This is a genomic window from Rhodococcus sp. WWJCD1, assembly GCF_002258735.1.
Classification (GTDB): domain Bacteria; phylum Actinomycetota; class Actinomycetes; order Mycobacteriales; family Mycobacteriaceae; genus Rhodococcoides.
Map to the genome: position 1 here is coordinate 314,029 of NZ_NOXY01000028.1, position 21,843 is coordinate 335,871.

Here is a 21,843-nt window from a genome sequence, read left to right on the forward strand (position 1 = left end):
CGCGGCCCTCGAACGGAGGCAGGTCGACGGTCAAGACTCGTCGACCTCGGTCACCGGTCCGAACGTCGCACCGCGGCGATATCCGTTGGTTCTGATGCAGACGTGTCCCTCGGGTGCCAACGGCTGTCCGCACAACGGGCACGGCGCGCGACCCGCTGCGATCACGCGCTCGGATCGGACCGCGAATTCGCGGGCCTGAACCGGAGTCAGGAACACTCGGACTGCATCGGGGCCTTCGTCGGTGTCGTCGAGTACGACGGATTCGTCCACCTCGACCTCACTGACAGCAAGCAGTTCCACCACGACTGCATTGGCATCGGCGTCCCAGCCGAGTCCCATCGTGCCGACACGAAATTCGGTGTCGATCGGTGTCAGAAGCGGGCTGGTGTCCACCGTGTCCGTTTCCTCGGCCGGCACATCGGCTCCGAATCTGCGGTGCACTTCCTCGAGCAGAAGTCCCACCCGGTCGGCCAGGACCTGAACCTGCTGCTTTTCCAGCGCGACCGACACCACTCGTGCGTCGTGCACCGCTTGCAGAAAGAACGTTCGGTCGCCCGGTTCACCAACGGTCCCGGCAACGAAACGATCAGGGGTGCGAAAAACGTGTATTGCGCGCGGCATTGCACCTCCTAACGACTCGAACTACTCCGCGTGGCACATCGCGGAACCTTCATTATCGGCCACAGATCGACCACGGACGGTATTGCTTGCTCTCCAGCCTGCCACCGATGGGGGCTTCGGTGCCGAATCGCCCGCCTCAGCTGCCGGCTCCACCGCCGACTACCGCGTCGGAAGAGCTCGAATTATCCGATTCCGACGTGTCGGGCTCCTCGGCTTTCGGCACGAATGCACTGAGATCGGACCCGGTGTCGTTGGTCCGCAGAACGAACGGCCGCGTCGAGGTGTATCGAACGACACTGATCGACGCCGGGTCGGCGACGATGCGCTGAAAGGAGTCCAGGTGGGCACCCATCGCGTCCGACAGCACCGACTTGATGACATCGCCGTGTGAGCATGCCACCCACAGCACGTCCCGGCCGTGCTGCGCAGCCAACCGGGCGTCGTGCTCGCGCACGGCCTGCACCGCGCGCTGCTGCACCGTCGCCAGGCCCTCGCCGTCGGGAAACACAGCTGCCGATGGATGCTGCTGAACCACCTTCCACAGGGGCTCGGCCAGTAATTCCTTGATCGTCCGGCCGGTCCATTGTCCGTAGTCCACTTCCACCAGACGGTCCTCGACCACCGGCGACATGCCGAGCCTGGCCGCCAAGGGCTCCACTGTCTGCTCACACCGGAGCAACGGCGAACGGACGATCTCGGCGACCGGAAGCTCACCGAGGCGGTCCGCGACCGCCTGCGCCTGCTCGCGCCCACGGTCGTCGAGTTCGATGCCGGCACTGCGACCTGCGAGAGTGCCCGCGGTATTCGAAGTCGAGCGGCCGTGCCGAAGCAAGATGACTGTCATTGCTCTGAGCCTAGTGGGGCTCAGGTAGCCGATACGACCCCGCCGGCCAGCAAACCGAGCACCACGACGCCGAGCACGATGCGGTATCCGACGAACCAGTACAGCGAATGGTTCGCGACGAATTTGAGCAGCCAGGCAATCGAGGCATAGCCGAGGCCGAAGGCGATGACGGTTGCCACCAGCAATTGTGGGCCGGACGCGGCCAGTCCCGTGCCGACCGGTTCGAAGGCGTCGGGCAGCGAGAACAATCCGGAGGCGGTCACCGCCGGAATGGCGAGTAGAAACGAGAATCGCACTGCTGCCTCGCGTTCGAGGCCGAGGAACAGGCCGGCGCTGGTCGTCGCGCCGGAGCGAGACACTCCGGGAATCAACGCCAGACACTGCGCCAGACCCATCACGATGCCGTCGCGGGTGGTCAACTTCTCGATCGGGCGTTCCTTGCGACCGACCTTCTCCGCGACCGCGATGACGATGGCGAACGCGATGAGCATGAACGCGATGAGATACAGGTTGCGGGCACCGGTTCGGATCTGATCCTTGAACAGCAATCCGAGAACGCCGATGGGAATGGTGGCGATGATCACGTACCAGCCCATCCGGTAATCGAGACCGCGTTCGTCCTTCTTCGTCAGTCCGACGAACCAGGCTTTGACGATCCTGACGATGTCGCGCCAGAAGAACAGCAGCACAGCAGCTTCGGTGCCGAGCTGAGTCACGGCGGTGAACGAGGCACCCGCGTCCTCGTTCCAGAACACTCCGGACACGATGCGGAGGTGGCCCGACGACGAAATAGGTAGGAATTCCGTCAGGCCCTGCACTGCACCGAGAATGATCGCCTGCAGCCACGTCATGTCGATCATGCGGCACCCCGCTCCGACATCGACATCTCCGATATGGAAGCGGATGGACTGTTCGTTACCGATGCGCGGCCGACGGCACGCCCCCTGAATTCGCGATTCACGGGCACGACCGTACCCGGCGAGGCAGGTTCGTACCGAGCCGAGCGACGCGGCGCGGCACATTCACAGACAGCGGCCGGGCGCACTACTGTGCACTGGCGGCAGTGCAGTTCGACACCGACGATCACACGTAAAAGGACATTCGGCACATATGAAGCAGAGATCGGTCGGCACCAGCGGACTCCGAGTCTCCAGACTCGGCCTCGGCACCCTCGGCTGGGGCAGCGGAACCGACGGTGACGATGCCGCAGCACAGCTGTCGGCGTTCGCCGAGGCCGGCGGCACCCTGGTCGATACGTCCCCCGCGTACGGGGACGGTCGTGCGCAGCGAGTACTCGCCGAGTTGCTCGACGACGTGGTCCCCCGGCACGAACTGGTGATCAGCAGTGCAGCAGGACTGAACCCGCGCCACGGCCGGTACGACGTCGACTGCTCACGACGTGGTCTCCTCGGACAGCTGGATGCCACGCTGCGAGAGCTCGGAACGGACTATCTCGACTTGTGGCAGGTCGCCGCCTGGGACCCGATGACGCCTGTCGACGAGGTCGCGGCGACGCTCGACTATGCCGTCACCAGCGGACGGGTGCGCTACACCGGTGCCCGCGGCTACCTCGGCTGGCAGTTGGCAACGGCAGCGGGAGCAGCCGATACCGGTCGGATCGTGGCCACGCAGGCGGAATACTCCCTGCTTGCCCGCGGGATCGAGGACGAGTTGGTTCCCGCAGCACATCACCACGGCATCGGCGTCCTGGCCGCAATTCCCCTCGCGGGCGGCGTGCTGACGGGCAAGTACCGCAACGGAATTCCTGCAGACTCGCGCGGTGCCGACGAGTTGCACGCCGAATCCGTGCTGTCCTACCTGACCGATTCTGCTGTCAGCATCGTCGACGCTGCCGTCACCGCTGCCGACGGGCTCGCGACCTCTCCCCTCGTCGTGGCGCTCGCATGGGCTCGGGATCGTCCGGGTGTGAGCAGCGCTATCGTGGGTGCCCGCGATCTTGCCCAGCTGATGGGCGCATTGATGGCCGAAGAACTCGAACTGCCGGCGGCCATTGCGTCCGCCCTGGACGACGTCAGCGCCTGATCGGTCGCGTCGTTCTCACCGAGAAACTTCGGGGGCGACCAGAAACATCGGACAGGCTAACCTTCGGTGGTGATCGTCGAACGCCTAACGGCCGTGCTTGTCGTCGCCGCACTGTCGGCCGCCTGCTCCGTGACCACGCCCGACGCCGGGCCCACCGGCACATTCGGCCCCCGCACCGCCGTCGTCGAAGACCCGAATCCGGAACCGGTCGCCGAGAACCCGGCGGCGGTGCTACCCGCCACCGTGACCGGATTCGACGGCGTCGCCGTCACGGTGACCGACAACAGCCGCATCGTCGCTGCCGACCAGTACGGCACGTTGGCCGAGACGGTCTTCGCACTGGGACTCGGTGACAAACTGGTCGGACGCGACACATCGGCGGCGTTTCCGGCGGCACAGGACGTGCCCGATGTCACTCCCACCGGCCACTCGTTGAGCGCCGAGGGAATCCTGGCGCTCTCGCCCACCGTCGTACTCACCGACACCAGCATCGGTCCGCGCGCAGTGCAGGACCAGATCCGAGCCGCGGGCATCCCCGTCGTGTACTTCGACCCGACCCGAACGTTGACCGGGGTCGCCGACCAGATCGAAGCCGTCGCCGCCGCACTCGGGGTACCCGACGCCGGCCGCGCGCTCGCCGAACGTGCGAACGCCGAGATCGACGAAGCTGCCGACGACATCCCGACATCGGACGTACCGCTGAAGATCGCGTTTCTGTACATGCGTGGTCCGGCGATCAAGATGCTCGCCGGACCCGGCTCGGGAGCCGACGCGCTGATCGAGGCGCTCGGGGCGACGGACGCGGGTGTCCAATCCGGTCTGACCGAACAATTCGTACCGGTGACGAGCGAGGCACTCATCGCCGCGGCACCCGACGTCATCCTGATGATGACAAAAGGACTGCAGTCGATCGGCGGCATCGAGGGACTCGAGCAGATTCCAGGAATCGCACAGACCCCGGCCGGTCGAGAACGCCGCGTGGTGGACATGGACGACGGCACCATTCTCAGTTTCGGCCCCAACACCGGCAAGGTGCTGCGAGCACTGTCCGCAGCCGTGTACGACCCGCCGTCATGACCGAGGCATCACCGATCGGGGCGCGAACGGACACACGCCGGGTCGTCGTGACGTTCGGCGTATCGGTCGTGGCGTTGGTTGCCCTGGCGCTGATCTCTGCCGTCGTCGGGCAAGTGCCGACGTCGCCGTTGGAAGTGCTGGGAAGCCTCGCCCATCGGGCCGGTCTCGACATCGGTCCGATGCCCGCTCACCCCAGCGGCGAGGTGACGTTGTGGCAGGTCCGATTTCCTCGATTGACCCTCGCAGTGTTCGTCGGCGCGTGTCTCGGGTGCGCGGGCGCACTGCTGCAGGGTGTGTTCGCGAATCCTCTGGCCGAGCCAGGCGTTGTGGGAGTGTCCTCTGGGGCAGCCGTCGGTGCCAGTTCGGTCATCGTCCTCGGTGGTAGCTTCGCCGGGGTCTGGAGCGTGGCTCTGGCCGCGTTCGTCGGCGGGCTGATCACCACGATCGCGGTGTATTTCCTGGCGCGCAACGCCGGCCGCACCGAGGTGGTGACCCTCATCCTCACCGGCGTCGCAGTCAATGCCTTCGCAGGCGGTGTGATCGCGTTCTTCACCTTCGTCGCCAGTCCCGCTGCCAGGGATCAGATCGTGTTCTGGCAACTGGGGTCCTTGGCGGGCGCAACGTGGCAGTCGGTGGCTGTGGTCGCCCCACTGGCGGTACTCGGGATCGCAGCCTCGCTGGTGATCGCTCGCCGACTCGATCTGTTGGCGCTCGGGGAGAACGTGGCGCGTCATCTCGGAGTGAACGTCGAACGTCTCAGACAATTCGCCATCGTGATCGTCGCCCTGCTCGTCGCATCCGGTGTCGCGTTCACCGGAATAATCCTGTTCGTGGGCCTGGTCGTTCCGCATGCGATGCGGATGGTGCTCGGCCCATCGCATCGCGTCCTCATTCCGGCCAGCGCGCTCGCGGGAGCCATCGTGTTGCTCGCTGCCGACCTCGTCACGCGCACCCTCGTCGCGAACGTCGACCTCCCCCTTGGCATGGTGACCTCCCTGGCCGGGGCGCCGTTCTTCTTCTGGCTGCTTCGTCGCACTCGCGCTCGGCAAGGCGGTTGGGCATGATGCGGCGATTCGGCCGGGTTCGCAACGACATCCCTACTGCCCCGACGCCGGGCTCGAACACGATCGTCGCTCGCGGAGTCAGCGCGCAGCTGGGCGAGAGAACGGTGCTCGACGACGTCCACCTCGACGTCGTCGCCGGCGAGATTCTGGCGCTCGTAGGACCCAACGGCGCGGGAAAGTCGACGCTGCTCTCCGTCCTGTCGGGTGACACCGAGCCCGGTACCGGATCGGTGGTGGTGGCGTCGCAATCACCGACCCCACTCGGAACCCAGCCGTACCGGTCCCTCGATCTGGCCAGAAGACGCGCGGTGCTGCCGCAGCACCACACTGTCGGATTCGCGTTCACGGCCGAACAGATAGTCCGGATGGGCCGTGCCCCCTGGGTGGGAACGGCCGAGGCACGCAACGACGATCTTCGGGTCCGATCCGCGATGGCTGCATGCGACGTCTCGGGCTTTGCACGTCGGCCGTTCGCGTCGTTGTCCGGGGGTGAACAGGCTCGGGTTGCGCTGGCACGGGTGATCGCGCAGGACACCGCGACGATCATGCTCGACGAGCCCACCGCTGCGCTCGACCTCGGACATCAGGAGTCCGTCATGGCTGTGGTGCGCTCCCTCGCAGCCGCGGGCCGCGCCGTCGTCGTCGTGTTGCACGATCTGGGTCTCGCAGCGGCGTACGCCGATCGCGTTGCGATACTCGACTCGGGTTCACTCGTTGCCGTTGGTCCGCCGCGACAGGTGCTGACCTCGGAGCTGCTCGCTCGCGTGTACGGACACCCCGTCGACGTCTTCGATCACCCCGACACCGGTGAACAACTCGTCGTTCCCCGCCGAGTCAGAAACCCTCGAGCACGGAGTTGACACGATTGAAGAAGGCTCGGACTGCCGTCGTGTCTCGCTGTGACGCATCGGACAGCTGCTGTGCATGTGCGACCGCGTCACGCACGACGCCGATGATGCTGCGTTCGTCGGTCAGATCGATCTCGGTGACCGAGTGTTCGGAAACCGCTTCGACCTCGGACCGATCCGGCACCGGGGATCGTACGTCGGCTCGGTAGATCTCCACGTACAGCGTGCTGCGGTGCACTCTGAACGCGAACGCCCGACCGTCGTCGGTGTGCCCGAAACCGTTCGCATGCGTTCCGGCATTCACTTCTTCGACGACGAAGTGTGCTTCTTCGGATTCCACGTCCACTCCCATGTCGTGCACTCACCTCGGACGATCACGCTACCGCCTCGCCCGGCACGGCCGGGGACACCCGATCCGGCACGGTCGATTTCACCGGGATCGTCGCACGCTGGTACAGATGTGGCATCGCCACAACAGGGCAGTGCCACCAAGGAAGTAGGTTCGGTTCCATGCGAACACCGTCGGCTCGTACGGTTCGAGCGGCAGTTGCATCCGCACTCGCCGTGGTCACAGTGTTGTCGGTGAGCGGGTGTTCGAGCGACGACGAGAATTCCGACGAGATATCGGTCGAACCGCAGCCACCGGCCCAATCCCCCGCAACGGCTGTGACTCCTGCCGGAATCGTCACCGACTTTGCGCCCGTCAGCGCGCTCACCTTCGATCCTGTCACCCGGACGCTCGTTGCGCTGACCGACTCATCGACTTCGGTGAGTCTGGTCGGCACCGACGCGGCGGCGCAGACGCGTGTGATCGACCTGGGCTCTGTCGGAGCAGAACTGGTTGCCGGTCGGGATTCGACCGTCCTGGTTCCCCTGAACGGTTCGGTGGCAAGGATCGACGTCGCTGACGGGCAGCGCACCGATCTGGCCGTCGAATCGAATGCCCTGTCGGCTGCCGACCTGCCCGACGGCACCACTGCCGTCGGCGACGACACCGGCACGATCCGCGTCCTGGACGCGAGCGGACAGGTGACCCGGACGGTCTCCGGGGGCAGTGTCACCTCTGCCGATGCGCTGGCCAGTACGCCGAAGGGCGTCTCGGTTCTCGATCGCAGACAGACGTCGGTGACCGATCTGAATCTGGACGACGGCACCCTCGGAGTGGCCCTGCGGGCCGGCGAAGGTGCTGCGGAAATGACCAGCGACGAATTCGGGCGGCTTCTGGTCACCGATTCGACCGGCACGGAGTTGCTCGTCTTCACCTCGCACGACCTGCTCATGCGGCAACGGTTTCCGGTCGGGTCGAAGCCCTGGGCTATCGCCTACGATGAACAGTCCGGCGTCGCGTGGGTGACACTGCCCGCCCTCAACGAAGTGGTCGGATACACACTCGATACCGGAATTCCCGTCGAGACCGAGCGGTTGGCCACCGTGCGGCAGCCTGACTCGATTGCCGTCGACGACAACACCGGCGACCTGTACATCGGATCGGCAACCGGCGACGGGCTGCAACGCATCCCTTCCGCGGGTCGTCAAGGAGGCACGTGAACGCACACGAGAGTTCGACACCGGGCCGAGCCAAGATGCCCATCGGATGGGAAGTGTCCCCATCCGACGATTGGGAGTACGTGCCGCTGCGGCTGCCCCCGGACGTCACTCGGGTCACGGCGTCGATGAGGCTGGCGATCCAAGCGGAGTTCGGCGGCTGGGAACTGTCGCGGGTTCGGCTGTATACCGACGGCAGCCGGCGTGTTCTGCTCAAGCGGAAGAAGACTGCGCATCACATCCCGGAGCCCGGGATCTGATCGTCACAGCAGTACTGTTCGACCGCAGTGGAAGTTCGACCTCAACATGTCTACCGAGCCGGATCGATCGGAAAGAAGACCGTGGGAGACCGTCTGTACCGCGCGCTGTTGCGCCTGATGTTCCTCGTGCCACCGGAACGGATTCACCACCTGGCGTTCGGTGTACTCCGCGCGGTGGCTGTCGTACCGCCGCTGCGCCATCTGGCCGGGAAGTTGTTCGTGGCCGACGACCCGCGCCTGCGCTCGACGGTGTTCGGCGTCGACTTCCCAGCTCCGCTCGGTCTCGCGGCCGGCTTCGACAAGAACGCCGACGGCATCGATTCCTGGGAACCCATCGGATTCGGGTTCGCCGAGATCGGCACCGTGACAGCGCAGGGCCAGCCCGGTAATCCGACCCCTCGACTGTTTCGGTTGCCCCTCGATCGCGCCATCGTCAACCGCATGGGTTTCAACAACCACGGTGCAGAACATGCCGCTCAGCGATTGCGCTCGAGGCGCACCCGCATCCCGATCGGTGCCAACATCGGCAAGACGAAGATCGTGGAACCCGCCGATGCTGCTGCGGACTACACCGCCAGCGCTCGTTCGCTGGGGCCGCTGGCGGATTTCGTCGTGGTCAACGTGAGCTCTCCCAACACCCCGGGGCTCCGTGACCTGCAGGCCGTCGAATCACTGCGACCGATCCTGGCGGCGGTGCAGTCGGTGGTGTCCGTGCCGGTGCTGGTCAAGATTGCCCCTGACCTCTCCGACGAGGATATCGACGCCGTGGCCGACCTAGCCGTCGAACTCGGTCTCGACGGCATCGTGGCCACCAATACGACGATCTCGCGCGCAGGCCTGCGCAGCGATGCGGAAATGGTTGCCGGAATGGGAGCTGGAGGCCTGTCCGGCGCACCGCTGGCAGAGCGGTCACTCGAGGTGCTGCGTCGTCTCTACCGCCGAGTGGGTACGCAGCTGACGTTGATCTCGGTCGGGGGAATCGAGACCGAGGCGCAGGCCTGGGAGCGGATCACCGCAGGCGCTTCCCTGGTGCAGGGCTATACGGGGTTCATCTACGGCGGCCCGCTGTGGATCAAGGGCATTCACCGGGGACTGTCGGCGCGCCTGGAACAGAACGGGTTCGCCACGATCGCCGACGCCGTGGGTTCGGCGAACAGGCCCTGATCCCCTTGTGCGCGTTTTGCGTAGCTGGAGCTACGCAAAACGCGCACGACAGGGCCGAGGTCAGGCCTCGTACGTGCCGGTGATGACCGCACGGCCGATGGCGTGCGAGAACAAATTGAAGCCGAGGTAGGCCGGGGTGGCCGTCTCGTCCACTTCGAGTCGCTCGACGTCCACCGCATGGACGGCGATGAAGTACCGGTGCGGTCCGTGACCCGCCGGCGGAGCCGCTCCGATGTAGCGGAACAGGCCCGCGTCGTTCTTCAGCGTCACCGCGGTGCTGGGCACTCCGGTGCCGCCGTCGTCGCCTGCGCCCGACACCAGTGACGTCGTCTCGACGGGGATGTTCGCCACTGCCCAGTGCCAGAATCCGGACGCAGTGGGAGCGTCGGGATCGTAGACGGTGACAGCGAAGCTCTTGGTTCCCTCGGGGAAGCCGGACCAGGACAGCTGCGGAGAGTTGTCGTGCCCACCGGCTCCCATGATTCCGCTGACCTGCTGAGCGGCCAACGCCTGGCCGTCCTCGACGTCCTCGGACGTCAACTCGAAGGACGGTAGGTCCGGAAGCGAGTCGTATGGGTTGTACGCCACGATGGTTCCTTTCGTGTCAGCTGTGCATCAAGAAGTGTTCCAGTACCTGTGTACCGAACTCCAACGACTTCACGGGTACTCGTTCGTCGATGCCGTGAAACAACGCCGCGAAATCCAGCTCCGGTGGCAGCTTCAACGGAGCGAAGCCGAAGCAGCGAATGCCGATGCGCGCGAACGCCTTTGCATCGGTACCCCCGGACAGCATGTACGGAACAGTTCGGCCGTTCGGATCGTGCGCGAGGACGGCCTCGTTCATCGCGTCGACGAGGTCACCGTCGAAGGTGGTCTCGTAGGGTTCGAGCTTGGTGATCCATTCCCGTTCGACGTTGGGGCCGATCAATTCGTCGACCTCCTTCTCGAAGGCCGCCTGCCGCCCGGGCAGCACCCGGCAATCCACTACCGCAGTCGCGGTCTGCGGAATCACGTTGGCCTTGTATCCGGCCGAGAGCATCGTGGGGTTCGCGGTGTCACGCAGAGTCGCTCCCACGATGCGCGCGATGCTGCCGAGTTTGAGCAGGGTGCCGTCGATATCCGGCGAGGTGGGGTCGAAGTCGAGGCCGGACTCCTCGGAGACCGCGTGCAGGAACTGGGACACCGATTCGGTGAGGACCAACGGAAACGTGTGATTGCCGAGTTTGGCGACGGCCTCGGCCAGGTACGTCACGGCGTTGTCGTCGTGCAGGAACGATCCGTGGCCGGCGCGGGCCTTGGCGGTGAGCCGCATCCACGCCAGGCTCTTCTCCGCCGTCTCGACCATGTAGAGCCGCTTCTCGGTGCCGTCCGGGCGAGCGACGGTCAGCGAGAACCCGCCGACTTCGCCGACTGCCTCGGTGACGCCCTCGAACAGGTCGGGTCGATTGTCGACCAGCCAATGCGATCCGTACTTGCCACCCGCCTCCTCGTCGGCGAGGAACGCGAAGAGGATGTCGCGCGGCGGCACGGTTCCGTTCGATTTGAATTGCCGGGCCAGCGCAAGGGCCATACCGACCATGTCCTTCATGTCGACCGCACCACGACCCCACACGTACCCGTCCTCGACGGCGCCGGAGAACGGGTGCACGCTCCAGTCGGCCGGCTCGGCCGGTACGACGTCCAGGTGGCCGTGGACCAGTAGGGCACCGCGCGAGGAGTCCGCTCCGCGCAGCCAGGCGAACACGTTGCCACGGCCGGGAGCGCCGGATTCGACGTACTCGGTCTCGTACCCCACCTCCTCGAGCTTGCTCGCCACCCACTCGGCGCATTCCTTCTCGCCGACCGTGGTCTCGAGTTCTCCTGTGTTCGACGTATCGAATCGAATGAGGGAACTGACCAGATCCACGACTTCGTCGAGGGCGACGGTGGGGTTGTCGGTGGTGCGATGTCCGGGGTTGCTCACTTCGTTGGGCACACCGTTGTTCCTACCACCAGAATCCGCTGTGGGCACCACCGGCGAACGCCTTCGGACATGAACTGACGTGCGGATTTGGGTTATCGGGAACCCGTCGGATAATCTAACGCAGCGCACAGCGGCCGGTTGTGAAAGCAAGGTTGAAACGTGCGACACGAGTCGCGCTGGTCCGAGTGGCGGAATGGCAGACGCGCTAGCTTGAGGTGCTAGTGTCCTATTAACGGACGTGGGGGTTCAAGTCCCCCCTCGGACACCGTCTGAAAGATGTAGGCAGACAAAGATTTTCAAAGATCTGAGTTGAGACAGACGAAACGGACCCTGATTCTTCGGAATCGGGGTCTTTTTCGTTCTCCACTCGCCTCGTTCGGCTCGACCGGGCAGATGCTAGGAGATTGACGATGGACTCGATCGACCCCACCGATCTGGAGACGTGCCTACGGGTGCTGCAGCAGGCCGCCGAATTGGACAAGAATCATCCTGATTCCATTGCCGTTCAACGTGCCTCCGGTGCCATGTTCAAAGATCTCAAGCGTGCCCGACGCGTCGCCGCACGTAATGCCGTCAATGCCGCCGACCGTGCCGTCGTCGCTGCAACCGCAACCGGATCACCGGACCGCATCGACGACGAGACTGCGGGTCTTTCGCTCACCTCGCGCGCCGAGGGCGACATCGCGGGCACGCTGATCAAGGCTCGCCCCTGCTACATCTGCAAGCAGCGCTACACCGATGTCGACTCGTTCTACCACCAGCTGTGCCCGGAGTGCGCGGCGCTCAATCGCGGTAAGCGCAACGCGCGGACGGACCTGTCCGGACGACGCGCGTTGTTGACCGGAGGTCGGGCGAAGATCGGGATGTACATCGCGCTTCGACTGCTTCGGGACGGTGCACACACGACCATCACCACCCGCTTCCCCAATGATGCGGTTCGGCGATTCGCTGCGATGGACGACAGCGACCAGTGGCTGCATCGTCTTCGCGTCGTCGGGATCGATTTGCGTGATCCGGCTCAGGTTGTGGCCCTTGCCGATTCGGTTGCTGCGGAGGGACCGCTGGACATTCTGATCAACAATGCCGCACAGACCGTCAAGCGCTCCCCCGGTTCGTACAGCGCACTGGCCGACGCCGAGGCCGAGCCTCTGCCGGCCGCCTTGGCCGACGGGGCGGGCCCGGAGCGCATCACGTTCGGCAAGACCAGTGATGCCCACCCCGCGTCGCTCGCGAGTTCGCTGCCGGCAACGGCGCTCGGCGGGCAGCCGGCCGCAGTGCTGAGTGCAGACGACGTGGCCTCGCTCGCCATGGTCGCGGGCTCGGTGACGGCCGAGCGAATCGAGAGTGGGCTCGCTATCGACGCAGGCGGTCTGGTGCCCGACCTGGCCGAGACGAACAGCTGGATCCACACCGTCGAGCAGGTCGACCCGGTCGAGTTGCTCGAAGTGCAGCTGTGCAATTCCGTTGCCCCGTTCATTCTCGTGTCGCGTCTGCGTCCGGCAATGGAAGCCTCGGATGCGCGACGCAAGTACGTCGTCAACGTCTCGGCGATGGAGGGCCAGTTCGGCCGCGCATACAAGGGACCGGGCCATCCCCACACCAACATGGCCAAGGCCGCGCTGAACATGCTGACGCGAACCAGCGCGAAGGAGATGCTCGAGAGCGGGATTCTGATGACCGCCGTCGACACCGGCTGGATCACCGACGAGCGCCCGCACCCCACCAAGATGCGGCTGGCCGACGAGGGATTCCACGCTCCGCTCGACCTGGTGGACGGTGCGGCTCGGGTGTACGACCCGATCGTGCAGGGAGAGCTCGGAAACGATCTGTACGGCTCCTTCCTCAAGGACTACCAACCGTCACCGTGGTGATGTCCGCCTTCGACTGTGGAGTAATTTCGGTGTGCGTGCCCCAGGGCGAAGACGGGCTGCGATACTCGAAAAGCCGTTACGTGTGAGCGATCGGCCCTTCTTCACGCACCGATAGGCGGTCACCATGGGCGAGGACGTCGAGCGTCGCAAGTTCACCAGGCAGGATCGACACGAGTTTCGTCAGAAAGTTCAGGACTGTCTCGACGCCTTGGCAATCATGCTGGCCGACGAGACCTTCCACGTCGGTGAGCCGCAGATCGGCATGGAGATCGAGCTCAATCTCGTCGACGACGACATGGCACCTTCGATGGCCAACGCCGCCGTGCTCGACGCCATCGCCGACCCCGACTACCAAACCGAACTCGGCCAGTTCAACATCGAGATCAACGTCGATCCTCGGCCGTTGCGTGGTGCCTCCATCGCAGAACTGGAAGAGGACCTGCGGCGCTCGCTGAACGCAGCGGACGAACGCGCCCGCACCTCGGGTAGTCGTCTCGCCATGATCGGCATGCTCCCGACCTTGGACGAAGAACACTTTCAGCACCGCTGGCTGTCGGCCAATCCTCGCTACGACCTGCTCAACCAACAGATATTCGCCGCTCGCGGCGAGGACATCGAACTGAAGATCGGTGGTGTTCGACTGCCCGGTGCCGCCGCTACCGAGGACTTGGACATCGTCACCGACACCATCCTTCCCGAGGCTGCGTGCACCTCCGTTCAGTTGCATCTGCAGGTCGCGCCCGACGAGTTCGCGTCGTATTGGAATGCGGCGCAAGCACTCTCGGGAGTTCAGGTGGCCCTTGCCGCCAACTCGCCGTTCTTCGCCGGCCGCGCGCTGTGGCACGAAACTCGCATTCCGCTGTTCGAGCAGGCCACCGATACCCGCCCCCAGGAGCTGAAGAATCAAGGTGTGCGGCCACGGGTGTGGTTCGGCGAACGATGGATCACGTCGATCTTCGATCTGTTCGAGGAGAATTCCCGCTACTTTCCGGCGTTGCTGCCCGTGTGCAGCGACGAGGACCCCAAGGCAGCTCTGGCCGAGGGAAAGACGCCGTCGCTTTCCGAGCTGCGCATGCACAACGGAACCGTCTACCGGTGGAATCGTCCGATCTACGACCGGTCCGGCGACGGTCACCACATCCGGCTCGAGAACCGCGTCCTCCCGGCCGGACCGTCGGTGGTGGATACCCTCGCCGATGCCGCGTTCTACTACGGCACGGTGCGAGCACTGGCGGATGCCGATCGACCGTTGTGGTCGCAGATGTCGTTCGACGCTGCGGAGGAGAACGTGCACTCCGCCGCACGCGGCGGCTTCGATTCGATGCTGTACTGGCCCGAGGTCGGCTGGGTGAGTCCGCAAGAACTGGTGTTGCGTCGGCTGCTGCCGATGGCCGATGCCGGATTGGCCGCCTACGGAGTGGACACGGCCGTGCGCGACCGGTACCTCGGCGTGATCGAGGCCCGTTGCCTGGCAAAGCAGTCCGGGTCGGTCTGGCAACGAAACTCGGTCGTCGCCCGCGAACGTGCAGGCGACAAGCGGGATCGAGCTCTCGCCGGAATGCTGGGCGACTACGTCACGCAGATGAACTCCGGAGAGCCCGTACACACCTGGACCAACTGACGGCGCTTCGACTCGGTGAGGCAACCGCGTTAGTGTCGCTGCTATGAACTCGCCTGCTTCGGACTCGACCATCGGCCCCGATCGCACCTACGACATCGTCGTCTACGGAGCCACCGGCTTCGTCGGGAAACTGACGGCGAAGTACCTTGCCGAGCACGCTCCGGCCGGCACACGCATCGCTCTGGCCGGTCGTTCGACCGCACGGGTACATGCTGCGCAGAAGGAACTCGGACCGAAGGCCGCACACTGGTCCGCACTGGAAGCCGACGCCACCGATATCGCGTCGCTGGACGCCATGGCCCGGTCCACCAAGGTCGTCATCACCACGGTCGGCCCCTACGCGAAGTACGGTTTGGCCCTGGCAACTGCCTGCGCCGAAGCCGGCACGGACTACGTCGACCTCACCGGCGAGGTCCTGTTCGCCCGCGAGAGCATCGACGCCAATCACGAGATCGCTCAGCGCACCGGAGCACGGATCGTCCACTCGTGTGGATTCGATTCCGTTCCGTCCGACATCGGAGTACATGCCCTGTACGAGGCCGTCACGGCCGACAACGCAGGCGAACTCACCGACACGACGCTGGTGGTCACCTCGATGTCCGGTGGAGTCAGCGGCGGCACCATCGACTCGCTGCGAGGACAGATCGAGGCGATGAAGAAGGACAAGCGGGCACGACGGATCGCCGCTCGACCGTACTCACTCAGCCCGGACCGAGGCCTGGAGCCGCAGCTCGGCCGTCAACTCGACACCGTCCTGATCGACGGTAAGAAGATCGACCCGAGCCTGCGCGGATGGAAGGCACCGTTCGTGATGGCCTCGTACAACACACGCGTCGTCCGGCGCAGCAATGCACTTCGTGATTGGGCGTACGGCAAACAGTTCCGCTACAGCGAAGTGATGAGCGTCGGGTCGTCGTTCGCCAGTCCGGTACTCGCCGGAGCGCTCTCGGCAGGGCTGTTCGTCGGAGTGTCGGCCATGACGGTATTGCCGGGTAAGGTCCTCGACCGCATCCTGCCCAAGCCAGGAACCGGTCCAAGCGAGAAGGCCCGCGAGAAGGGCCATTTCACCGTCGACCTGTACACCCTCACCACCTCGGGTGCTCGCTACCGGGCCCGGATCAAGGCGTCGGGCGACCCCGGCTACAAGGCAACCGCGGTGATGCTCGGGGAATCGGCGCTGGCGCTGGTGCTCGGTGGCGATGCATTGCCGAAGGCCAGTGGCGTTCTGACTCCGGCCACCGCGATCGGCGACGTTCTCATCGACCGTCTCAACGCGGCCGGGATGGAGATCTGGGCCAAGCGGAACTGATGTCGGGAACAGCAGTCCCATCGGCACGGGGCCTGCCCCCGTGAGTGCATGGCTCGCAGCGACACTGCCGGTGGCGACCATCGCTGCCGAGTCGGTCGGCGCCCTCGGTACCGCAGTCGGCAGGCTGCGGGGTGTTCTCGGACCGTCCCCCACCGGCGCGGGCCCGACCGCGTCGGCGGAGCGGATAGCGGCATCGTTCATGGGTGACTCGATGCTGCGCCTCGACGGCGCACCGGTACAGCCGTTCGCAGATCTGTCCGGCTTCTTCCGCGCGTCCGACGGCTGGGTGAGAACTCACGCGAACTATCCGCACCACCGGACCGCGCTACTCGAGACAGTCGGTCTCGACGAAGGTTGCGGCACAGATGAATTCGCGGTGCGGGTGGCGGGTATCGCCGCTGCAGAGCTCGAATGGTCGTGCGCACAGAACGGCGCTCTGGCAGTGCAGGTCCGCACCGAAGACCAGTGGTCCGCTGAGCCTGCAGGAACTGCGGCCGGGCCAGGTCCGGTGATCGCGCGTTCGGACGACACGGGCTCTGCCGCGTATCGAGTTCCCGAATTCCGAGGGACCACGGCTGCTCCGCTGGCCGGAGTGCGGGTACTGGACCTGACCCGCGTCATCGCCGGACCGGTGGCCACCCGCGCGCTCGCCCTGTTCGGTGCCGAGGTGCTTCGCGTCGATCCGCCCCACCGCCCCGAAATCACCTGGCAGCACAGGGAAAATGGGCAGGGGAAGCGTTCGGCGACGGTGGACATGAGCACGCATGAAGGACGTGCCGTGATGAACCGACTGCTCGAATTCGCCGATGTCCTGGTTACCGGGTACCGCCCGGGCGCTCTCGAGCGCTTCGGACTCGAACACCGAGCGGAAGTCCTGCACGGACGGGTCAGTGCCTGGGGTACTCGCGGACCATGGTCGGGACGGCGTGGCTTCGACAGTCTCGTCCAGGCTGCCACCGGCATCTCGGTACTCGAAGGTAGTGGTGGAGAACTCGGGCGCCTGCCGGCCCAGGCGCTGGACCACGCGAGCGGGTACCTGCTCGCTGCTGGAATAGCCTCGGAGCTGGCCGATTGTGCATCCGGATTCGGGTCGGCCGCCACCGTCGAAGTGTCCCTGGCCGGGACGGCCGCCTGGTTGCTCGAATCACCCGGACGGGATCCCGATCACGGTCCGGCCGAGACCCCGACACCGGACTGTGTGGTCACGAACGGTCGCGTCACAGCAGCGCGTCCGGTGTTCGACGACTACGCCGACTACCCGTTTCCAGCACGCCCATGGGGAGCCGACGAGGCGCTCTGGTTGTGACGTGCCATCTGTCTCGTCAGGGCCAGGTTCTCGTCAGGGTCGTCCGGCCAAAGCCGATGCCTCGGTGTAGAGCTCCTTGGCTTCCTCCGTCGAATCCACCTGCGGCGGAGACCCGTCGAGCGGTTGCGTGGCGGATTCGCGCAGGAAACCGACTGCGATGAGTCCGATGACGCCGCTCACGATGAGGTAGTAGGCAGGAATCATCGGACTGCCGGTTGCACTGACCAGGGCCGACGTGACCAGGGGCGTCGTTCCGCCGAAGATGGAGACCGACAGATTGAACCCGATCGAGAGCGCGGCGTAGCGAATCCGGGTGGGAAACAGGGCAGGTAGCGTCGATGCGCTCGGTGCCGCGAAACACGCCAGTACGAGGCCGAGCAGGAGGCACGCGATCAGCGGCCCGACCCATCCGCTGCCACGTAGCAGAAGAAAGCACGGTACGGCCAGAACGATCTGTCCGACGGCACCGAACACGAATACCGGCTTGCGGCCGATCCTGTCGGTGAGTCTGCCCACGAGCACGATGATGCTCACCACGACGATCATCGCCGAAAGTACGAGCAAGTCGGCACTGAGCTGACTACGTCCGACAACTTCGGTGAAGTACGTCGGAAGATACGACGTCACCATGTAATTGGTCACGTTGTACAACAGCACGATTCCCATGCAGATCAGCAGAGCTCGCCAGTGATCGGTGAAGATCTTTCCCACCGACCTCCGTGCACTCTCCTGCGCTTTCACCTTGCTGTCGTGTTCGTCGAGTTGCTTACGGAATGCGGGAGTGTCCTCGAGCTTGAGACGTAGATACAGCCCGATGAGCCCCATCGGGCCGGCAACGAAGAACGGTATGCGCCAGCCCCATTCGACCATCGAGGCCTCGCCCAGCACCGCGTTGAGGATCGTCACCAGGCCGGAGCCCATCGCGTATCCGACGAAGGTGCCGAAGTCGAGCCAACTACCGAGGAAGCCACGCCGTTTGTCCGGGGAGTACTCGGCGATGAAGGTCGTGGCACCGCCGTACTCACCGCCGGTGGAGAAGCCTTGAACCAAGCGTGCGACGAGAAGGAGGATCGGTGCCCAGATTCCGATGGTCGCGTAGCTGGGGATGAGTCCGACGGCCAGGGTCCCGATGGCCATCATGATCATCGTGGCGGCGAGCACCTTCTGCCGACCGATTCGGTCCCCCAACGGGCCGAAGAACAGGCCGCCCAGTGGCCGAACCACGAATGCTGCGGCGAACGTGGCGAACGTCGAGATGAGCTGAACCGCGGGCGTGGCGTCGGGGTAGAACACCTTGCCCAGCGTCGCCGCCAGGTAGCCGTAGACACCGAAGTCGAACCACTCCATCGTGTTGCCGAGGGCCGCAGCCGACACCGCGCGTTTGAGCATCGGTTGATCGACGACGGTGATGCTCTCCTCCGACAGCGCCGGCTTTCTCCGCATCCGATGGGAGAACGCGTCCCGTCGGAGGAGTTGGACATGCCGATGTCCCCATCGCGATTGTCGGGGTGACGACTCGGGAGATTCTGGACCTTGCGCAACCGTCATTGCTGCAACGTTAGCCAGGGGAATGACCGCAGATCAAACAACGAACACGACAAAAGGCGACATCGGTCCAGGTTTCACCAGGTCGGTGGTCGAAAGATCCGTTTTGCCTGGCCCCCTTGACAATTGGGGCAATACGGTCGATCCGGACATCGAGGGACCAGGTGGACCGTCGCCCCTCGGCCCGGTACTGGCACGATGGTCTCGTGCCGAACCACAACTACGGACTCACAGTGAACTGGACGGGCAACCGCGGCGAGGGCACCTCGGGCGCCTCCTGCTACGACCGCGACCACGTTGTCTCGGCTCCAGGGAAACCCGACCTCGCTGCAAGTTCCGATCCCAGCTTCCGCGGAGATGCAGAGCGCTGGAATCCCGAGGAGCTCCTCGTGGCCTCGCTGTCGAGTTGCCACATGCTCTGGTACCTCGGACTGGCCGCCGCGTCGGGCGTGACCGTCACCGGCTACGTCGACTCCCCCACCGGGGTGATGACCGAGCAATCCGATGGGTCCGGGCAGTTCGTCGAAGTCACCCTGGCCCCGGTCGTGAGTGTGGCCGACCCGTCGATGGTGGCCCGCGCCGAGAAACTGCACGCATCCGCGTCGTCGAAGTGCTTCATCGCACGTTCGGTCAATTTTCCGGTTCGCCACACCCCGACCACGCAGGTGGCCGCATGACGGCGCCACTGATCGTCGACGTCGACACCGGGATCGACGACTCGCTCGCCCTGCTCTATCTGCTCGCCAGCGAGGATGCCGAGATCCTCGGTATCGCATCCACCGCGGGCAATGTGCCGGTGAACCAAGTGGCGGCGAACAATCTGGCCTGGCTCGACCTGTGCCGCGCGAGTGATGTCGAGGTTTCCCTCGGTGCGCAGGTGCCGCTCGTGGCACCACTGATGACCACCGAGGACACTCATGGGCCGCAGGGCATCGGCTACGCGGAACTACCGGTCTCGTCGCGGTCGCTGTCGGAGCGAGACGCCACCACGATGTGGATCGAGCTGGTCCGGTCGCGTCCGGGCGAGATCACCGGTCTCGTCACCGGTCCACTGACCAATCTCGCGCTGGCGATCCGGCGTGACCCCGAGCTTCCTCGACTGTTGAAGCGTCTGGTGCTGATGGGCGGAGCCTTCCAACACCAGGGCAACACCACACCTACCAGCGAATGGAACATCGCGGTGGACCCGGAGGCAGCCGCGGAGGTGTTCGCAGCCTTCTCCGGACTACCTGCAGAGCGCCGCCCCATCGTCTGTGCGCTCGACATCACCGAGACCATCGAGATGACGCCGGAACACGTCCGGCGGCTTGCCGATCGGGCCGGAAGCTCTCCGGGCGAGGTGATCTCGCCCGACGATGCACCAGGTGTTCGGTCGACCGCGTCGAATCCGATCGTGCGGCACTTCTCCGACGCGGTGCGGTTCTACATGGAATTTCATCGCGATCACGATCAAGGATTCCTGGCGCACATGCACGATCCGTTCGCGGCCGCTGTCGCGCTGGACGCGGATATCGCCACCTACCGACACGCGACCGTCGACGTCGAACTCGTCGGAACCCTCACGCGCGGAACCACAGTCGCGGACTGGCGCGGAATGTGGGGCAGGGACGCGAACGTCGCGATCGCGACGCACACCGATCCGGAGGCGTTCTTCGACCGCCTGATCGATCGTGTCGGAGCTCTCGCCGCCCGGCTCTATCCCGCGACGCCGGCGGCCGACGCAGATTCAGGAATCGAACGCGTCGAGTAGCTCCTGCGCCGCGAGCGCGGCGGTCAGGGAACCGTCGCGCACCCGGGCCTCGACGTCGCTACGGATGGCCTTGACGGAGGGATTCTGCGCCAGCCGGCGCAGCAGCTGATCGTTGACCATCGTCCACGTCCAATCGACCTGCTGCTTGCGACGCTTCTCTGCGAATTCGCCTGCGTCACTGAGCACTTGCTGATGGCGCAGCACTGTGTCCCAGTACTCGTCGAGCCCGGTGCCCTCGATGGCACTCATCGTCAACACCGGGGGCTTCCAGATCGCATCGTGCGGATAGATCAGCCGCAGCGCGCCCGCCAACTCCCGCGCCGCGTTCTTCGCGTCGGTCGCGTGCTTGCCGTCGGCCTTGTTGACGGCCACCAGATCGGCGAGTTCGAGAACGCCCTTCTTGATGCCCTGCAACTGATCTCCGGTGCGCGCAAGCGTGAGGAACGTGAAGCAGTCGACCATGTTGGCCACCGTCACCTCCGACTGTCCGACGCCCACCGTCTCGACCAGGATCACGTCGAAACCGGCTGCTTCGAGCAGGACGATGGTCTCTCGGGTCGCACGTGCGACCCCGCCCAGGGTTCCCGACGTCGGAGACGGCCGAATGTACGCGTTCTCCTGCACCGCCAATCGCGACATCCGGGTCTTGTCACCCAGGATCGAACCACCGGTCCGCGTCGACGACGGATCGACCGCCAGCACCGCGACCCGGTGCCCCTTCTCGATCAACCGCATACCGAGCGCGTCGATGAACGTCGATTTACCGACCCCCGGCACTCCGGTGATGCCGACCCGGTGAGAGCCACCTGCGTCGGGCAACACGCGAAGGAGCAGTTGCTGCGCCAGATCTCGATGATCCGATCGAGTCGACTCGACCAGCGTGATGGCACGCGCCAGGCCGGATCGCTCGTTCGCTCGGACCGACTCGGCCACCGCATCGATGTCGATGGTTCGGCCTCTCGGCGACGCTGCACCGGTCGAGGAACTCGTGTTGTCGTTCGGAGAACCCATA

21 protein-coding genes and 1 tRNA gene are annotated in these 21,843 nt (G+C 65.2%); 14 read left to right on the forward strand and 8 right to left on the reverse strand.

Annotated features, from left to right (window positions below; all coding sequences use genetic code 11):
- Positions 1 to 30: 30 nt before the first annotated feature.
- From CH286_RS21940 to CH286_RS21950, 3 genes are all read right to left on the reverse strand, one after another.
- Entirely contained in the window at positions 31 to 621 is a 591-nt protein-coding gene (locus CH286_RS21940) for a DUF3090 domain-containing protein (protein WP_032378488.1), read from the reverse strand.
- 136 nt (positions 622 to 757) lie between these two features.
- Positions 758 to 1,465, reverse strand: coding sequence for a histidine phosphatase family protein (locus tag CH286_RS21945; protein ID WP_032403408.1), 708 nt, complete (start codon positions 1,463 to 1,465; stop codon positions 758 to 760).
- 20 nt (positions 1,466 to 1,485) lie between these two features.
- Positions 1,486 to 2,316, reverse strand: coding sequence for an undecaprenyl-diphosphate phosphatase (locus CH286_RS21950; RefSeq protein WP_032378487.1), 831 nt, complete (start codon positions 2,314 to 2,316; stop codon positions 1,486 to 1,488).
- 259 nt (positions 2,317 to 2,575) lie between these two features.
- Between CH286_RS21950 and CH286_RS21955 the strand changes: the two genes are divergently transcribed.
- From CH286_RS21955 to CH286_RS21970, 4 genes are all read left to right on the forward strand, one after another.
- On the forward strand, positions 2,576 to 3,508 hold the full coding sequence (locus tag CH286_RS21955; RefSeq protein ID WP_032403407.1) for an aldo/keto reductase: 933 nt from the start codon (positions 2,576 to 2,578) through the stop codon (positions 3,506 to 3,508).
- A 72-nt stretch (positions 3,509 to 3,580) separates the two neighbouring features.
- On the forward strand, positions 3,581 to 4,585 hold the full coding sequence (locus CH286_RS21960) for an ABC transporter substrate-binding protein (protein ID WP_176458317.1): 1,005 nt from the start codon (positions 3,581 to 3,583) through the stop codon (positions 4,583 to 4,585).
- The gene (locus CH286_RS21965) at positions 4,582 to 5,649 is read left to right on the forward strand and encodes a FecCD family ABC transporter permease (RefSeq protein WP_094610370.1); all 1,068 of its coding nucleotides are present in this window, start codon (positions 4,582 to 4,584) and stop codon (positions 5,647 to 5,649) included. Before CH286_RS21960 ends, CH286_RS21965 begins: the two co-directional genes overlap by 4 nt.
- Positions 5,649 to 6,509, forward strand: a complete 861-nt coding sequence (locus tag CH286_RS21970) for a heme ABC transporter ATP-binding protein (RefSeq protein WP_441347135.1) — start codon at positions 5,649 to 5,651, stop codon at positions 6,507 to 6,509. Before CH286_RS21965 ends, CH286_RS21970 begins: the two co-directional genes overlap by 1 nt.
- Here the strand turns inward: CH286_RS21970 and CH286_RS21975 are convergent.
- Positions 6,484 to 6,849: a hypothetical protein gene (locus tag CH286_RS21975; RefSeq protein WP_032377866.1), complete on the reverse strand. Its 366-nt coding sequence runs from the start codon at positions 6,847 to 6,849 to the stop codon at positions 6,484 to 6,486. The two genes, CH286_RS21970 and CH286_RS21975, sit on opposite strands and share 26 nt — an antisense overlap.
- A 158-nt stretch (positions 6,850 to 7,007) precedes the next feature.
- Between CH286_RS21975 and CH286_RS21980 the strand changes: the two genes are divergently transcribed.
- The 3 genes from CH286_RS21980 to CH286_RS21990 all read left to right on the forward strand — a co-directional run bounded on the left by CH286_RS21980 (position 7,008) and on the right by CH286_RS21990 (position 9,466).
- Complete coding sequence (locus CH286_RS21980) at positions 7,008 to 8,045, forward strand: YncE family protein (protein ID WP_094610372.1); 1,038 nt, start codon at positions 7,008 to 7,010, stop codon at positions 8,043 to 8,045.
- Positions 8,046 to 8,080: 35 nt separating this feature from the next.
- Positions 8,081 to 8,302 carry a DUF5703 family protein gene (locus tag CH286_RS21985; protein WP_032403404.1) on the forward strand — a complete coding sequence of 74 codons (222 nt, stop codon included), beginning with the start codon at positions 8,081 to 8,083 and terminating at the stop codon, positions 8,300 to 8,302.
- 93 nt (positions 8,303 to 8,395) lie between these two features.
- Positions 8,396 to 9,466, forward strand: a complete 1,071-nt coding sequence (locus tag CH286_RS21990) for a quinone-dependent dihydroorotate dehydrogenase (protein WP_094610431.1) — start codon at positions 8,396 to 8,398, stop codon at positions 9,464 to 9,466.
- A gap of 60 nt (positions 9,467 to 9,526) precedes the next feature.
- On the opposite strand, the gene CH286_RS21995 is transcribed toward CH286_RS21990, so the two are convergent.
- Together CH286_RS21995 and CH286_RS22000 are read right to left on the reverse strand one after the other, a co-directional pair.
- Entirely contained in the window at positions 9,527 to 10,054 is a 528-nt protein-coding gene (locus CH286_RS21995; protein ID WP_032377863.1) for a YbhB/YbcL family Raf kinase inhibitor-like protein, read from the reverse strand.
- Positions 10,055 to 10,070: 16 nt separating this feature from the next.
- Positions 10,071 to 11,429: a M20/M25/M40 family metallo-hydrolase gene (locus CH286_RS22000; protein WP_094610373.1), complete on the reverse strand. Its 1,359-nt coding sequence runs from the start codon at positions 11,427 to 11,429 to the stop codon at positions 10,071 to 10,073.
- Positions 11,430 to 11,608: 179 nt separating this feature from the next.
- On the opposite strand from CH286_RS22000, the gene CH286_RS22005 reads away from it, so the two are divergent.
- The 5 genes from CH286_RS22005 (at position 11,609) to CH286_RS22025 (ending at position 17,536) form a co-directional block, all read left to right on the forward strand.
- Positions 11,609 to 11,694, forward strand: a tRNA-Leu gene (locus CH286_RS22005).
- Between the two features lie 145 nt (positions 11,695 to 11,839).
- Positions 11,840 to 13,300 carry an SDR family NAD(P)-dependent oxidoreductase gene (locus CH286_RS22010; RefSeq protein ID WP_176458313.1) on the forward strand — a complete coding sequence of 487 codons (1,461 nt, stop codon included), beginning with the start codon at positions 11,840 to 11,842 and terminating at the stop codon, positions 13,298 to 13,300.
- A gap of 124 nt (positions 13,301 to 13,424) precedes the next feature.
- On the forward strand, positions 13,425 to 14,921 hold the full coding sequence (locus CH286_RS22015) for a glutamate-cysteine ligase family protein (protein WP_032403401.1): 1,497 nt from the start codon (positions 13,425 to 13,427) through the stop codon (positions 14,919 to 14,921).
- 43 nt (positions 14,922 to 14,964) lie between these two features.
- Positions 14,965 to 16,230, forward strand: a complete 1,266-nt coding sequence (locus CH286_RS22020) for a saccharopine dehydrogenase family protein (protein WP_094610375.1) — start codon at positions 14,965 to 14,967, stop codon at positions 16,228 to 16,230.
- 40 nt (positions 16,231 to 16,270) lie between these two features.
- Positions 16,271 to 17,536 (forward strand): CoA transferase, encoded by a 1,266-nt coding sequence (locus CH286_RS22025; RefSeq protein WP_094610376.1) that lies wholly within the window; start codon positions 16,271 to 16,273, stop codon positions 17,534 to 17,536.
- Between the two features lie 33 nt (positions 17,537 to 17,569).
- Here the strand turns inward: CH286_RS22025 and proP are convergent, their stop codons facing one another.
- Positions 17,570 to 18,979, reverse strand: a complete 1,410-nt coding sequence (proP, locus tag CH286_RS22030; RefSeq protein WP_242640151.1) for a glycine betaine/L-proline transporter ProP — start codon at positions 18,977 to 18,979, stop codon at positions 17,570 to 17,572.
- A gap of 308 nt (positions 18,980 to 19,287) precedes the next feature.
- Here proP and CH286_RS22035 point away from each other — a divergent pair, with 308 nt between their 5' ends.
- On the forward strand, positions 19,288 to 19,758 hold the full coding sequence (locus CH286_RS22035) for an OsmC family protein (protein WP_032378481.1): 471 nt from the start codon (positions 19,288 to 19,290) through the stop codon (positions 19,756 to 19,758).
- Positions 19,755 to 20,831 (forward strand): nucleoside hydrolase, encoded by a 1,077-nt coding sequence (locus tag CH286_RS22040; protein WP_094610377.1) that lies wholly within the window; start codon positions 19,755 to 19,757, stop codon positions 20,829 to 20,831. Before CH286_RS22035 ends, CH286_RS22040 begins: the two co-directional genes overlap by 4 nt.
- Here the strand turns inward: CH286_RS22040 and meaB are convergent.
- Entirely contained in the window at positions 20,808 to 21,842 is a 1,035-nt protein-coding gene (gene meaB / locus CH286_RS22045) for a methylmalonyl Co-A mutase-associated GTPase MeaB (RefSeq protein WP_249305453.1), read from the reverse strand. The two genes, CH286_RS22040 and meaB, sit on opposite strands and share 24 nt — an antisense overlap.
- Position 21,843 lies beyond the last annotated feature (1 nt).